Annotated in this window: 10 protein-coding genes; 3 read left to right on the top strand and 7 right to left on the bottom strand. The window is 42.5% G+C overall.

Going from position 1 to position 15,755, the window contains the following annotated elements:
* Window positions 1–658 precede the first annotated feature (658 nt).
* Window positions 659–3,298, top strand: coding sequence for an EAL domain-containing protein (locus tag AACT52_RS18680; protein ID WP_073627084.1), 2,640 nt, complete (start codon window positions 659–661; stop codon window positions 3,296–3,298).
* Between the two features lie 167 nt (window positions 3,299–3,465).
* Here the strand turns inward: AACT52_RS18680 and AACT52_RS18675 are convergent, their stop codons facing one another.
* From AACT52_RS18675 to AACT52_RS18660, 5 genes are all read right to left on the bottom strand, one after another.
* On the bottom strand, window positions 3,466–3,960 hold the full coding sequence (locus AACT52_RS18675) for a pentapeptide repeat-containing protein (protein WP_073627082.1): 495 nt from the start codon (window positions 3,958–3,960) through the stop codon (window positions 3,466–3,468).
* A gap of 251 nt (window positions 3,961–4,211) precedes the next feature.
* On the bottom strand, window positions 4,212–4,751 hold the full coding sequence (locus AACT52_RS18670) for a phosphate-starvation-inducible PsiE family protein (RefSeq protein WP_073627169.1): 540 nt from the start codon (window positions 4,749–4,751) through the stop codon (window positions 4,212–4,214).
* A gap of 853 nt (window positions 4,752–5,604) precedes the next feature.
* A complete protein-coding gene (locus AACT52_RS18665; RefSeq protein ID WP_198940811.1) occupies window positions 5,605–5,742 on the bottom strand; it encodes a DUF3368 domain-containing protein in 138 nt (45 codons plus the stop codon).
* Between the two features lie 36 nt (window positions 5,743–5,778).
* A complete protein-coding gene (locus AACT52_RS41445) occupies window positions 5,779–5,961 on the bottom strand; it encodes a UPF0175 family protein (RefSeq protein WP_443216589.1) in 183 nt (60 codons plus the stop codon).
* Window positions 5,962–6,064: 103 nt separating this feature from the next.
* A complete protein-coding gene (locus tag AACT52_RS18660) occupies window positions 6,065–9,280 on the bottom strand; it encodes a glycoside hydrolase family 15 protein (protein WP_073627080.1) in 3,216 nt (1,071 codons plus the stop codon).
* A gap of 360 nt (window positions 9,281–9,640) precedes the next feature.
* Here AACT52_RS18660 and AACT52_RS18655 point away from each other — a divergent pair, with 360 nt between their 5' ends.
* Window positions 9,641–9,772, top strand: a complete 132-nt coding sequence (locus AACT52_RS18655; RefSeq protein ID WP_272937053.1) for a hypothetical protein — start codon at window positions 9,641–9,643, stop codon at window positions 9,770–9,772.
* Window positions 9,773–11,064: 1,292 nt separating this feature from the next.
* Window positions 11,065–12,408, top strand: coding sequence for a magnesium transporter (gene mgtE, locus AACT52_RS18650; RefSeq protein ID WP_073627078.1), 1,344 nt, complete (start codon window positions 11,065–11,067; stop codon window positions 12,406–12,408).
* A gap of 381 nt (window positions 12,409–12,789) precedes the next feature.
* Here mgtE and AACT52_RS18645 read toward each other — a convergent pair whose 3' ends face one another.
* Complete coding sequence (locus AACT52_RS18645) at window positions 12,790–14,100, bottom strand: MFS transporter (RefSeq protein ID WP_073627076.1); 1,311 nt, start codon at window positions 14,098–14,100, stop codon at window positions 12,790–12,792.
* Between the two features lie 24 nt (window positions 14,101–14,124).
* The gene (locus tag AACT52_RS18640; protein ID WP_073627074.1) at window positions 14,125–15,702 is read right to left on the bottom strand and encodes a fatty acid--CoA ligase; all 1,578 of its coding nucleotides are present in this window, start codon (window positions 15,700–15,702) and stop codon (window positions 14,125–14,127) included.
* Between the last annotated feature and the right edge of the window lie 53 nt (window positions 15,703–15,755).

Raw genomic sequence — 15,755 nt, 5'->3', positions numbered from 1 at the left:
CTTCGTGAACATCGAGTTCACCAAAGCTAAAATTTAGCGTTAACTTGATACATGGACGGCGATCCACCGCCCAGATTGCAAGGTTGTTTTTCCTACCAAGTTATGCACATTACCCTCATATGTAGTATAACAAGCAGATGTTTCAAAAGTTGATTATTGATGATATGAAGCAAAATCTGAGCGTCCATGGCCACACTCTCATGCAGTATTGCCTCATTTTATCTCTGATCTACTCTCTACACCCTGCACGAAGCACATCGAGATTCTTGCCCCAATTTGCATACGTGTGACTCAGTTTTTTAAGAGCGTAAGTTAGGGCAAGTCTTTAGTCTTGCATTTTCTCTATCACCCTATCAAAATAAGCATATCTAACTACTATGAGTCAACAAGTCTACCAATAGACAGTTGTTTGCATCTTTCTAAGTAATTTCCGCAAGCGCTTCCCTAAAAATTTGCAATCCTGGTAATCTTTCTCAGATGTATTTCCGTTTTCTCTGAATTCCTGATCAGTTCAGCTTAAAAATTCCGCAAATGTACTATATGTAATACCGGGTGTTTGATTTTATTCTAGGTATTTAACCAAGAAAAAGAGTGTAGGAAAGTGACCCAACCAAAGTTCGCCAATCGAGTTCGTTAGAGGAGAATTTAAGGAAGAGCGATGCCAAAAAATGAGCGGGAAAAAATACGCCACCTGTTGGTTATCAAAGACCTTCAAGGACAGCGAACTATCCCCCTTCAAGAGGCGACTTATTCTCTCGGGCGGGATTTGAGGAATGGTATTGTTCTACGTTCTCGGTCAGTTTCTAGGCAACACGCAATTCTATTACGGGTCACTGTTCCAGAAACGGATCAATATGCTTTTCGGATTATTGATGGGAGCTTTAAGGGGAAAAGAAGTACAAATGGCTTATTTGTAAACGGTACAAAATGCTTTTCTCATGACCTGATGCATGGAGATGTGATAGAGTTTGGCAACAATCAAGTTCAGGCTCAATATTATATCATTTCTAACATCTCAGAACAAGCTTTTTCTGAATCTTGTGAAGCTGAAGACATATCTAGGTTGATATTGGAGCAAACCAATTCAGCTAATGCTTTTGAAACCCTAAGTTTCCCTCCTAATACCGCCCTTGAAGGAGCGGGTGAAATCGCCTTAACTCGTTTAGCGTCTTTTCCTGAACTCATCCCCAATCCGATTATTGAGATCGATTTGGAGGGAAGCGTCACTTATCTCAATCCCGCTGCTGCACGCAAATTTCCCAATCTTAGGGAAGCACGTCAGCAGCATCCCATATTGGCAGGGGTTCTCACCGCAGTTCAAAATGACCAGGAAAGTTCTTTTGTTCGGGAAGTGGTAGTTGGCACAGAAGTTTTTGAACAATCAATTCACTACCTTGCTGAAAGTGATTTAATCAGGACTTTTATTATTAGAGACATTACAGAACAAAAGCAAGCCGAAGCCGAATTACGCCAACGCGATCGCTTGCAGCAAGCAGTTGCTGAAGCCACAAATTATCTACTGGCAGAATTGAACTACGAAATAGCTGTTGACAAGGCTCTTGCTGTGCTGGGCGAAGCTGCTAAAGTGGATCGCGTCTACGTGTTCGAGAAGCATCCTCATGTTGCAACAGGTGAGATGGCTTTGAGCCTAAAGTTTGAATGGACGAGTTCCGATTATCAACCTTCGCTTCAGTACTGGCAAAACCAGCCTCAGCAGACTTCCGCACTCGCTCGCTGGAACACAGTTCTTGAAAGTGGAAACTCGATCAGCGGACTGACCGGAGAATTTCCCACTGCTGAACGAGAACTTCTCACTCAATGCGGCATTGCGTCTCTGCTTTTAGTACCTCTGCGGTTGGATGAGAAATTCTGGGGTTATCTTGGTTTGGCTGACTGTTCCTCACAGCGTCAATGGTCAAGGCATGAAGAATCAACTCTCTTAACAATGGCAGCCAGTATTAGTGGTGCTAAGCAACGTCAGCAGGTGGAGCAAAAGATTCGCTACCAGGCGCTGCATGATTTGTTGACTGAGTTGCCCAATCGCCTGCTATTTGGCGAGCTGCTTTCCGTTGCTTTAGCCAATGCAGATCGGAGTGAGGAAAGTTTAGCTGTGATATTTCTCGACTTGGATCGCTTCAAAACCATCAATGACTCTCTTGGACACACCCTCGGAGATCAATTATTAAGAAGCGTTGCTCAAAGATTGCGAGATGCCCTCAGAACAGGGGACACTGTTGCCCGTTGGGGAGGAGATGAATTTACAATCCTATTACCTCGCATTCATCAAGTTGAAGAAGTCGTCCCTGTAGCCCAAAGAATTCTGCAAGCATTTGAGGATGCCTTCTATCTTGAAGGAAACGAACTTCACGTCACTGCCAGCCTTGGCATTGCTCTGTTCAATGACGATAGTCGTGATGCCGAAACTTTAATCAAACATGCGGATGCTGCTTTGTATCAAGCCAAAGATGCCGGCAGGAATAACTATCAGTTCTACACCACTTCCCTAAGTACCAAAACTCCCAATCTCCTAATTTTAGAGAAGAGCTTACGCTATGCCTTGGAACGGGAAGAATTAGTCGTATACTACCAACCTCGAGTGAACATTGCAACGGGAAAAATTACTGGTATGGAAGCTCTATTGCGGTGGCAGCACCCTGAGATGGGATTGGTGGCTCCCAATGTTTTCATTCCCCTTGCTGAGGAAAGTGGATTAATTATCCCCATTGGCGAGTGGGTTCTGCAAACAGCCTGTAAACAAAATAAAGCCTGGCAGGAGGCGGGATTTCCTCCTCTGACAATGGCTGTCAATCTTTCTCCCAAACAGTTCCGCCAACCCAAACTGGTGGAGACTGTGGCAATGATTTTGAAACAGACGGGGCTAGATCCGCACTTTTTAGAGTTAGAAATTACCGAAAGCACCGCTATTGAGAATTTAGATTTTACTACAAATGTGTTGCAAAAGCTAGAGACTATGGGCGTTTACCTCTCGATTGACGACTTTGGTACGGGTTATTCTTCCCTGTCACGCTTGCAACTATTGCCACTCCATATTTTAAAAATTGATCGGTCGTTTATCCAAAATTTAACAACTGATTTCAAAGTCGCTCAGATTGTCAAGGCGATCGTTGCTTTGGGGAATAGCTTGGGCTTGAAACTCACCGCTGAAGGGGTAGAGACGCAAGAAGAACTCGAGTTCTTAAAATCTATCAACTGCGAGAATGTACAAGGTTTCCTGTTCTATCGACCGCTTCCTGCCGAAAGAGCGACAGAAATCCTCATAAATGGAGGCGCAACATAACAGCATCAAGTTTTCCCCGTGGAGTAAAGATAAATTTGGATAAGCGCCTTTCTAAGGCAAATATAGTCGTTTTCAATTGAGCTTGTAGGGGCAGAGGATGTGCCCCTACCTTGTGGTGCATACAACTGAGAACCGCTATAAAGGCGGCGATCGCCAGAAACTTTCTCTTATTGACATCCCAAAGACTCACGCGTGGAAACACCAGTTTTAGAATTCACCCCACTTGCCTCAGCACAAAGTTTTTTGACTTCCAGACGATCTAAAACTGCATTGCTAAAATCAGCGCCTGTAATGTTTACATTATCAAAAGTAGAACGCAACATCATTGCGTTTGTAAAAATTGCATCGCTTAAATCAGCGCCCTTGAAGACGACCAGGTAAGCTATGCCATCACTAAAATCTACACCATGCAAATTTACTCCCTGCAATACCGAACCGTTAAAAACGCCACCACGCAAATCAGCATCGCTAAAGTTAGCGTTCTCCAGAATGAGATTACTATACTCTTTTCCAATCAAGCTTTGACCAGAGAAATCCTGACCTTTGAGTGCATTGCCTGCAGAACGGCTGATACTGGAAGAACTTGCTGCTTCTGCCGACAAGGGAAACAAGAAAAGAACTATAGCTAAGACCAACCCAGCTAGAACTTGCCAATATCTCATAATGCCAATTTAATAAATCTCAACATTTTATTATTAAACCTTATTAAGAAACCCGATTTCTTCAAGAAATCAAGTTTCTCGGCTGGCAGCCCCTCATAAATTTTCAAACATCCTCTTAGGAATTCCAGACCAACTTTGCGGTACAGCCTGGAATTATGTAAAATTATTTACAATTAACTTTAACAACAATCACAACGGAGAGTGTATTCCTAAGGTAGACTTGGGAATGAAACATTCTCTAGATCCTACCTTTAACCAATCTCCTCATATTGAGTTGAATGTGGCAACTTATCTCCGTTTTCCTGTTGCTCATCGTTACTGTTATCAAAAGCACTATAGCTAGTATTAGTACTCATGTGATCCATGTGTGGCGTCTTAGCACACACTAGCAATAGCGCACCCAGAATAAACAGTAACCCACAAATTGATGCAGTTTGAACCCAAGAAATTTCCAGCACTCCGTGAACAACCACTTCTCGCAGTACAGATACTATTGTTACCTCCACAGCCACCCCTACAGCGACGCTATGCTCCTGCAAGTAGACTATTAGCAGTCGGAATAACTCGACCAAAATCAACAAAAATAGTATTTTTGCAGTTACTTGTTGATGATCTAATGGCAGCACGAGATTGGTAAATATCTCCCATAACTCCATAACCATATAGGCAAACAAACCCAAACACAGGACAATCACAATTAAGTCTTGGAAAGCCTCCATGTTACGAACAATTCGTTGTCTGTCAATCCAGCGATTGCGAAATAAATATTGACTCTTCTGGCGCTTTTTCATTTGCATTTTCATTCTCATAAGCACAACTACAGAACAATTTAGTCAGTCCACCTAATGCTATTAACAAGAATTCAGGTTGTCGAGAATTATTTGAATCACAAGCCTCAGACAAAAGTCATTTGCCATTGCTTGCAAAATCTCTTCAAACAAACATTTTCGTGATTTTATTTAGGCAATAAAATCGCGGAATGCCATGAAAATATAGCAGGCACAATCTCTGAGAGAGGTGTCGTAGAATAAACACTTTTTATCTCTGATGAGAGAGTATTTGATACCAAAACTTGGGTAAGTAGGTCAACCTAATTAAACGTAATATCATGTCCGGCTAATTAGTTATGATTCCGACGTTGACTGCACCCCACACGCCAGTCGCCTAGGTCGGGAAACCCTCCAAAGGGCGCTGGCTCCCCTTTATCCCCTCCCCCTTCGGGTTCGCCAGTCGCCTACGGCGGGAAACCCGCCTGCAGCGCTGGACTCACCGCTCGCGGTTCGGGGACGTGAAGCGTAGCTTTACGGGGGACTCGGGGCCCCCTCTGGGGATAGGGGGAGGGGGTTCTTCAGGAATGATAAGTAATCAACCGAACCTGATATAAGACCTCGCTTCCATTCCTCTCCCCTTGTAGGGGAGAGGCTTTGACTCTCCCCCGGACCTTATAGGGAAGGGGGCTGGGGGGTTAGGTTTATTTTATGTTTTTTAAGGTTGACCTACTTACAATCCCTTCTAATTTTATAGCTTACTTTGTTAGACCGATGGCTTTCCAAAAAGTAGAGCAGACTCGATGCTTAAGCTGCTATGTCTTGCCCAAATTCGCTCAAGAATCTGAACGCCTTCATAGCTTAAGCCTCTCTCAGTTCACAATTCCCCTGCAAGACGTAAAGCATTCTCAATTAAAGGCTTTGCAATGCGAAAATCTACTTGCGCTAATGCAGTTAACAGCGGTTTCACCTCAGCAATGACACCTTTTTGTTTGGCGCGTAGCAGCATTCCCACTGTGCCAATAACTTTTAAACCTAATTGTTGAAAGGCTCAGATTCCCGACTTCTTCAAGAAGTCGGGAATCTTGTTGTTCACGAGTAAGTCTATGAATGTTCGTTTGGAATAATGCGCTAACTTTGCAGCTTGTCCTAATGATAGTTTTCCAGTTTCAAAGAGCTTAACTGCCAGCAGCAGTTGTGCTTCCTCAATGGAAATATTTGGGGGTAGTTCTATCGTTAATTGGTTGATATTTTTGTTTCTTTTTGGAAAAGAATCTAATTCATATCTCTTACTTTAGATAGGTGCGTTAACGCAATGTAACGCACCCTACGCCTGCTTAAGCTGCTATATCTTGCCCAAACTCGGTCAAGAACCTGAACGCGTTGACAACATAGGTGGCGCACTCTCTAGGAGAGGTGTTGTAAAACGATCGCCATGCGCTCGCTTTATCCTCATCGTACCGCTCCCTTCTTCCAGGATTACCTTCTAACCATGCCAATCGTACAGCGTGACCAATTAACACATCTAACACGATATATTCTTCGATGTGCAAGTTGGGGTTGTTGGATACAATTGCTGCCAATTCCATCAACGTCTCAATATTAACTTGTCGGTACTCTGGAGCTTCAATTTTATTCAACAGATGCTCTACCTGCAAGGCAAAATTCTTTTCCCCTGGTGTCATCTCCGCCAGAACTAACTGACTATCCAAGCGGTTGCGGCGCTCTAACTTATCACCAATCACCAAGCCTTTGCAATGTTCCATCAACAGCCAAACATTCTGGAAAAACTCTTTTGGCACGCGTCCCGTTGCTCCCTCGGCTTGGCGGAAGCGCCGCCAACCACCAGGGGCTACTTCTATTTCCTCAATAAGTCCTGGTTGCACCACCCAATCAATGTCACTTTCTTTTTGTTTGACGTGCAGAGATTCTTGCTGGCGTAACAGTTGGCTCATGCTACCGTATTCAAATAATACCTGACGTACCCGTGTTCTCACGTCAAAAGGCGAGAGTTGCATCAGGTGTTCGTATGCCTCATCTTGGGTGACATTAAGCTCGCGTGCCAGTTCGCTGGTAATCAAAAGGATGAAATAGCCCACTCTGAGTGTCAGGAGTCCTTTAAACAGTTCCGGTTCTGACTTGATTAAGTTACTCAGATTAATCAGAATTTCTTGAGTCAGAACGCGATCGCTGATATCCTCCCGACAAAAGTGATTGATTTTCTCAACAATTTCGCTGTGCGACAGTGGCAAAGTTATCAGCGAAGCTTCACTATAAGCTTTACCTACCGCAATTTGCTTACCGCGCACCACAATACTCGTCACCACGTCCGATAAGCCGATATCGCTCATTTGCCGCAACCCTGCTGCACGACGCACAACTGCCCAAATGCCCGAGGCACCTGCTTTGGTGTAAACTTCATCGAGCAAATCTGCCACCGTCACGGGACGCCCCGGTCCGCCAAAGCCTGTATCAAACTCTAGCCCTTCCAAACGAATCAAAGTCTGCAACAACTCAATTTGCTCGTAAAGATTTTCTGATGAGCGCAAAGAAGAAAGCAAGAATTTTAAGTTGGTTTCACACTCCATCTGGAATTCTTGAGTATGCTTTAGAGTCCAGTTTTTGTCTGGATTGTAAATCAGATAAGAGCAGCGAAGTGCAGCATCTTTGACGGAAGACTGAGAAAATTCAAAATCTTCTTGAAGAAAATCAACCCGTTGTGTTCCAGCCGTCAACATCAACTGATTAAGCCGCCCCAATTTCACCCGGACACCGTTACAAACACCATCTTTCAGTTCTTGTATCAGGGCAAGTAATGCCTCACTACCGGTTTCTAACATGGTGTGAGTTAACATTAAAGTGAGGATAGGACGCCCCAAATCAATCCAATATTTTTGAATGTAAGCAAGTTCACTTTTAATTTCATACACCAAAAAATGGTAATCAAGAGTTAAGTAGAAAACTTGAGCATCCAAAAACGAGGGCAGAAAGACAACTGTTTCGCCACGGAGGCGAAAAATTTTAGATGTTGTCAAACTCCGCAGACGCCGCACTGGACGCCCAGTTAAACCAAGTTTATCGTTGCGCCCAATTTGAGTATAAATGGCTGAAAGGTCGTCTGCTTGTCGAACCTGAATTGGTTCTACTTGCTTGGGCGTTTGCGTTTCAATGCCGTGAACTGCGAGTTTTCCTTGTAAATCCTCATCTTCTGCTAGTAAGGCGATTTGTACCAAAGGTTCCCGGTATTTTCCCATGTACAAATGCCTTCCCAAAGGGTCGATATCTCCAACCGCTATTAACCCTTCACTCAACATTTGACCAAGAAAATACAAACTCTGCGCCCATACTAAGGGAATATTTTCGTTAGGTAAACGCGGCTGACTTTGGGGTGCTAACTTCTCTGCCTCTACAAACTCTTCTGGGACATAATAAAGTTCTGGCAGCAGATGCAAGCCATCATGTTCAACTAATAAAGACTCTAAACGCTCTTGGTAATGTTTCACGTGTTCTTGTTCGCCACGAAACAAACCATCAAGAAATAAATAGGTGAAAAATAAAGGCCATTCACACTCAATATGCTCAAATTGTTTGAGTTCCAACGGTTCGTAGTGCAAGCGGTTTGTGTCTTCTAAAACTGTTTGGTGTCCGTCGCGCAGGAAACGCTTGCAACCGTATTTTCCTTCGAGTTTATTGATGATATCATTGCGGGTGCGATCGCGCAGTTGTACATCTTCTACGGCAAACGCCGGAAAACTAATCACACTCAACAGCGCCGCATCGATTTCTTTTGATGGCGATTCTCTCGGCAATAGAGATTCTAGCGTAATTCTGGCACGGGCAATTTCATCTGGCAATGCGTGAATCACCGATGCTTGACAACCATGTACGCCAAATAAATCCAAGCCATTAATCGCTTCCAATGCGGCTTTTGCCATACCCACAGAACTGGCGTTCAATTCTGCGTTGCCATGATTAATTTTATTGCCTCGTTCCCAAATACCGTAATCTGGAGTACGGTACGCTCGTCCAATATAATAAACCAAATTTTGGACGAAATTCACTTCGTCAAACGTGTAAATGATTTGCAATCCTGAAGCAGTCATCTGCGCCAATATCAGTAAAAATATTGACGTTGCATCAAGTTGCAAATGTCCCCATTCGTCATCGCCAACAACGATATCACCAGTTGCAGTATTATATTTGGCGTGTAAAGCATCCAAAGGCGATTGGGTATGCTTGAACTGCTCTACTTTAGAACTCTGACGCATCATGGCAAACAACAAACCCCGCATCAGCTTGACGACGCTGTGTTCTAACTCGTAGGCGCGTCCCTTGTCTTCATCAACCTTGCGGTAAGCAAGTGCCAACCCCCAAACCGCCAGAATGCTGTAAACGTTATCACGTACCCAAGCATCGGTATAATCACCGTGTGCGGTTATTGCTGTACTTGCAGGCAGCAAACCTGTAATCGGATTCTGACGGGCAAGGATGATTGTCTTGATTTGCTGATAATAACACTCAAGACGAGCTTGCAGTTGAGTCGCTGTTTTCATACTTGATTTTTTACGCTGTTTCCGGAATACAACCCTGAGACTGTGAAGTAAATTATGTTAGCACCAAGATTACTCTGTAGTAAGCAATGATATAGCAGCTTTAAGTGAAAAATGAATTTGTTGTCTCCTGTTAAGATACAAGCTAGTTTTTCAGTTTCTAGAATATACTCTAAATTTCATATTCTTTCAATTGTTTCTCAGTCGCTAGTCGATTCTCTCTTTCTAATTCAATGATTTTCATAATTATAAATCAGGGAAAAGGCAACAAATCACCACATAACAAAAATCATTATACAAAGGCTCGTTAAGTTGATAAAATAACACAATTAAAATTATTTTTATGAATCAAGGAGGTTTTTTATGTCTGTGCGTTATAACCAAAATAATTCTCCACTAGTAAAAGTTGTTTACTCTCAAGTTAAAGTCAATGGCAAGATTGAACTGGTACCACTAGAGTTATACGCCGATGGCTCACTTAAGCGGGTTGCATAAACTTGTTTATTATTAGTCCATAGTTCAAAGTGGGTCATTTAATAACTAAAATTTAATATTCCTCCTCGCATTATCCTCCCATAACCAAAGGTTGTGGGAGGTTATCTATATTGCTGGGAACCAACGCTCGTAAGATAGGTTTAACACTGTTTAATGTATGCCTTATGTGGAGAAAATATGCAGATAAAAGAAGTGCCTTTCACTCTTCGGTTTGGGATACTGAAGAAGTACCACACAATGGTAGAGGTGGAAACTTTTCACTGAGAGGAACCAGTGGAATTCATTGCATCAAAAGTCTTTTTTATGATTGAGGTACCAGACAGTAGCTTAAAATACGATTGCGAGACTAATGCTAAAATCTATGCTCAATCAGCAATTTGACATATTGGGAACTAGATGTTACTAACCACAAATCCCATCTATTTGGAGAACCTATTCAGGCGAGATATCAAAGTGAAGTTATTCTTCTGTGAAAATGCAAGTATTTCAGCTTTGGATTTTTCTGTCTTAATCATTGCGATCGCTGATATATTTCCACTAGTGATTACCAAATCATGACCAAAATAGTTCTGAATATCTAATGCTGTAGCTCCCAGGAGAGGGTCTTCGCGCGTGGTAGAGTGTGATGATAGTATTTTTTATTTTTTATTCTCCGGACGAAGTATTCAGTACTGAGAAAAAGATTGTATACAGACGATTTATTTAGGGAGAAAAAAAAGCTTTTTTTCCTTGTTCTATCCTCCGGTTCACCCGTGTGGATCGATTTACAACTCAGGATTCAGCACGCTATGTAGAAAATCTGATAGCTGTTATTGTAGAGCAGGATGAAATTGCTTCAACCGCACTTGGCAACTGCTTAGAGCGACGTTTGTCTAGCAAATACCTGGACTCTGATAGTAGTCCAATATGATGACACCGCCTCTATCTTTAGTATGTAAATAAAGGTTGTTGATCGTGAAGTAAAGATTTTAACTATATGAAGTTTCTTTGGAAATGAATTTGTACGGTTGACACAGATAGCAACAATAGTAGAATCTACTCAAATCAACAGGCATCAGGGCGATAGGAAATTCAGCAGGGTGCAAGCGGATTAAATTCCTGACACTGAATTTTCAGTATCTACCGGATTACACTGTCCTGAGTTAGGATTATTAATTAGCGATGCCATTGATTGGTAATCGATGTTGAATTTTTGAGATTTTATGGACCAAAGTCCACAAGATGGCAGTACCAACCTCCTCTGAGCTGTGAGCTTGTCTCCCAGCGCGGGGGAGACCATAGGAGGTTTTATGATGCTCATGCAGGATGTTCGCAATTCAGGTATTGACATTGCCGACTTAAACCAGCTCAAGTTGGATTTGAATTGTTTACAACCCGTGGATGCGGGAGAGTACATAACACAATTGCCCAAGCAACAACGGGCGATCGCATTCCGTTTACTCAACAAACATCAGGCAATTGATGTTTTTGAATATCTGCCAAAAGAAGTGCAGGAAGAAATCATAAATTCCCTGCATGATGTTCAGGTTGCGCAAATTGTCGAGGCGATGAGTCCGGATGAACGGGCAGAATTGTTTGACGAGTTGCCGGCTGGAGTTGTCAAACGCCTGTTACAAGAACTGAGTCCAGAACAACGGCAAGCAACAGCAACAATTCTCGGCTATTCTGAAGGCACCGCAGGACGCGTGATGACAACAGAATACGTGCGTTTGCGGCAAGGATTGACTGTCGGAGAGGCTTTGAGTAAAATCCGCTGCCAAGACGAAGATAAGGAGACGATTTACTACGCCTACGTGACAGATGATAACCGCAAGTTAGTGAGTGTTGTCTCGCTGCGACAGCTGCTGTTTACGTTTCCTGATGTTTTGATCAGAGATATTGCCAGCGATCGCGTGATCAAGGTGAAAACGGAAACACCCCAGGAAGAAGTTGCCCGAATCATGCAGCGATATGACTTAATCGCAGTACCTGTGGTTGATCGGGAAGATAGACTAGTGGGTATTATCACGATTGATGATGTGGTTGATATCTTGCAAGAGGAAGCCACAGAAGATATTCAAAAACTAGCAGGTGTGAGTGGAGACGAAGCAGCTTTGTCTCCTCCTCAAGTCACGATTCGCAAGCGCTTGCCTTGGTTATTGGGAAATATTGCGTTGTACATTGGTGCAGCTAGTGCGATCGCCCCTTTCCAAAGTGTTATTTCTCACGTACCTGTTCTGGCAGTCATTATGCCAATTTTATCTAACACCAGTGGTAATGTTGCTATTCAAGCCTTATCAGTGACAGTACGAGGTCTGGGTGTCGGAGAAGTGACACCGATGGATACCATGAAAATTCTCCGTAAGGAAATCCTAGCTGGGTTAGGCACCGCTATAGCTTTAGGTACTGCCCTCGGCACACTTTCATTAATTTGGTCGGCTGCCCCAGAAAGATGGGTATCTATAGTTGCAGCTACGGTTATGGTAGTGAATGTCTTCATAGCCGCCTCCCTGGGAACAGTGCTGCCAATGACTTTGAAGCGGTTAAACCTCGATCCAGCCTTAATTAGTGGTCCCTTGTTGACGACTACCTTGGATGCGATCGGGTTTTTGACATTCCTATCGATGATTTCAGTGGCGTTGCAAATATTTAAATAAGTGTGCATCCATTTGGAAGAAATTGTTAGTTGTTAGTTGTAGAGACGCAACCCGGCGCGTCTCTACATTGTGTTCCTGATAAGGATTCTGGTCTTATCTGAACGGTATTGAACTATGTTCACAATATGTGTTGGATGCCATTTTCGGCTACGTTAAGAAGAATGCAGAACGCAGAACCGCAGCGCGCGAATATCCCCACGGATGGAATCCGGGGGATTTGAGAATGGAAAAATTTTCTTTTTCTCTCGCATTTAAATTCGGGGGCAGCCATACCAATACTCAAAAACCAGAACTCTTGACTCATAACGAGAAAACGCGTTTCATATTCTGATCTCTGAGTTCTGTACCTATCGTTCTTTTTTGGTGATGTTTTTTACTTTGTTAATCTATCTTGCGTACTGATGGATTTACCGTCAAAAAAATAGTTGAGAGCAGCATAATGCCACCTGCAACACTGAAAAGAATTGTCAAATTTAAATCAGCTAAAACACCAGCTAAAGCATAGGAAAAAGGAGCAATACCAAAGGAAGAAAGCATCCCCAAACTCATAACTCTTCCTAACATTTCAGGTGGAGTTCGCTTTTGAATCCAGGTAATTCCTACAACAGTAAAACAGCCACTGCACAAGCCCAGTACAGCGATTGTTATACTAGCCAGTATTATATTTGGTATAAAACTAAGTAGGAACAGACCCAAACCTTGTATGCTAGCAAGACTAAGCATCAAAACTCCAAGCTTGGGAAGGTTTTTGAGGACTTGAGGCATCAGCGTTCCTAACAACCCACCACCACCCCAAGCGGAATTCATTATTCCTAGAGCAACAGCACCGCCTGGAAAACGACTATGAGCCAATGAAGTGATGCCGACTTGTAATGGACCAATAAAAAGAAAATTTAACATTACCAATACCAGCAAAACTGCTCTAAGAGCCGGATTATGCCATGCATAGTTGAGTCCCTCACCGATACCAGCAATTAAACTAATAGTCTTATTTGTTGAGGTAGGATTTTGAATAGATGAGTTATAAGCTTCTTTTAATTCCTCACGCAACACAGTCTCTTTAGTCGTCGTCACAGTATTTGACTTAAGACTGCTTTTCATCAGCAAAAGTGTTACGGTTGTAAAAATAAAAGTGGCAGCGTCAATTGCAAACGCTGTCTCAATACCGCTAGTTGCAATGAGCAAACCACCTAAAGCTGGTCCAATCAGCAGAATCAGTTGGGAAGTTCCTTGGCTCAAGGTGTTACTTGCTACCAACTGTTCTTTTGTCACAAGGCTAGGTATGATTGACTTTGCGGCTGGGATAAAAAAGCCATCTGTGATTCCAAAGCTGATAGCAAACAGATAAAGATGCCATAGTTGTGTTACTCGAAAGGCAACGATCGCCGTTAGTAAAATTGTCAGCACCACACGGAAGCCATTAGAAACAAGCATGACTAACCGGGGTGAGAAGCGATCGCTAACTACACCACCAATTAGCATCAACACAGCGCGAGGAATTGCAGCTGCCATTAGGACTGTGCCTAAGCTAACACCAGAGTTAGTTAACTGAATAGTCAACCAAGGCAATGCTATTAAATAAAATTGATCGCCAAGAAGCGAAACACTTTCACCTACATATAAAAGTAGAAAATTGCGTACAGTTAATGGTTGCCAAAGAGGAACCCGGTCTTTACTAGAAACTGTTTTCATCCTTCTGCCCTCTGCTTTTATTGGTCAATTAACATGACGTTGATAGCCTTGCCAATATTTTTCCCGCAGTTTGCCCTTTTGTAATTTACCACTTGGTGTTCTTGGTAAGGATTGAGTAAATTCAACACTTCTAGGTAACTTGAAATCGGCAATTTTACCCCGTACAGAACTGATAATATCTAGTGCGGTTGCCTTCATCCCTGGTTTTAAAACAATAATTGCTTTAACAGTTTCTCCAAAATCTTGATCAGGAACACCAATTACCGCCACCTCGGCTACTGCTGGATGTTCATATAAAACATTTTCAATCTCTGCCGGATAAACATTTTCACCGGCATAGCAAATCATATCTTTAACGCGATCGCAAATATAAATGTAGCCTTCTTCGTCAAAATAGCCTGCATCACCCGTATGAATCCAGCCATCTACTAATGTGTTGGCTGTAGCTTCGGCTAATTTCCAATAACCAATCATATTTGCAGGCGATTTGATACAAATTTCACCCACTTTACCTAATGGTACGTCTTTGCCCTCCTGATCTAAAATGGCTACTGACACGCCAGGAAAGGGTTTACCTGAAGATTTCAATCTGTTTGGATTTGTAGAGGTATGGGCATCCGCAGGTAAACACACAGCACAATTTCCCGTTTCGGTCATACCATAAATTTGTACAAAGTTACAGGCAAATGTAGCGATCGCCTTTCTTAATAATGATTCAGCAATCGGAGAACCGCCGTAAACAATGTATTTTAGTGAGGAAAAATCTGTTTTTTTACACTGAGGTTCAGATAACAGAACTTGAATCATGGCAGGAACCATACACGTTTTGGTGATATGGTACTTTTCGATAGCAAACAACACCTCAATTGCGTCAAAAGTTTCCAGCAAAATATTTTCGGCTCCAGATGCCAAACCACGGATAGCCCACCATAAACCTCCGATATGGAATGAAGGTAAAGTTATCAAGCTTTTATCTTTTGCGTTCCAACCGATCCAGCTTTTTCCTTGCTGAACAAATTCTTTGGCGATCGCAAAAAAACTATAATGCCCTAGTTGAACACCTTTAGGTCGCCCAGTCGTACCACTGGTATATATTTGTACAGCTACATCATTTGGTTGAATGGCGACATCAGGCTGAACATCACTATGTTGCTGCCACCAAGTATCATAAGTGAGCCAATTATATTCAGATTTTTCTAAGGCAATGAAGGTTTTAATACCATCAAGCTCATCTTTAATAGATTCAATCAACCGATGAAACTCAGATCCAACAAAAAGAACTTCAATGTTAGCATCTCTGAGAATATAGCTGATTTCTGGAGCAGCTAAACGCCAATTAATAGGCACTAAAACAGCATTGATTTTAGAACAAGCAAATAATATTTCATAACTATGAAGTGAATCTTTAGCTAATAATCCAACTCGCGATTGCGCTTCCACTCCTTGGGCTAAAAGAGCATTAGCGACACGATTACTTTGTAAATCTAGCTGTAGATAGGTGAGAGCATTATCCTTAAATATCAATGCTCTAGCATCTGGAAATTGGTGGGCTTGTACACGCGGTAAATCTGCTAATGTTGAAATTTCATCGTTATATATCATTGGTATTTTCCAAGAGTTGTGAAACGCAGAGGGACGCAGAGGTAAGCGCAGAG

It is taken from the genome of Scytonema sp. HK-05 (assembly GCF_963872035.1).
Classification (GTDB): Bacteria; Cyanobacteriota; Cyanobacteriia; order Cyanobacteriales; family Nostocaceae; genus Kalymmatonema.
This window is presented reverse-complemented; position numbering and strand designations above follow the sequence as displayed.